General features: G+C 37.4%; 1 protein-coding gene. It reads left to right on the forward strand.

The features are described 5' to 3' along the window. Positions 1-276 (forward strand): M48 family metalloprotease (locus H4O21_RS28680; RefSeq protein WP_182812658.1); only part of this gene is annotated, 276 nt, incomplete at its 5' end. Between the last annotated feature and the right edge of the window lie 58 nt (positions 277-334).

The following is a 334-nucleotide window of genomic DNA, read 5'->3' on the forward strand; positions in this document are numbered from 1 at the left end:
TCTGTAGGTGCGGATATGGGTGGTTTGGTAAGTGGTATAGGGCAACAAACCTTGCTTACCAATGGTAGAGACGATGAGTTAGAAAGTGATGACTTAGGAGTAAGATTTATGATGAGAGCAGGATATAATCCACAAGAGATGATTGGCGTCATGAAAATTTTAAAAGAAGCGGCAGGCCCCAATCGTGTTCCAGAGTTTCAAAGTACACATCCTGATCCTGATAACAGGATAGAAAAAATACAAGAAGCTATAGAAAAATACCGTACACAGTTATAATTAAAAAAGCCCTCATATGAGGGCTTTTTGTCGTGACTAAATCAAAATAATTATAATA

The sequence above is a fragment of the Oceanospirillum sediminis genome, assembly GCF_014164585.1.
GTDB lineage: Bacteria > Pseudomonadota > Gammaproteobacteria > Pseudomonadales > Halomonadaceae > Oceanospirillum > Oceanospirillum sediminis.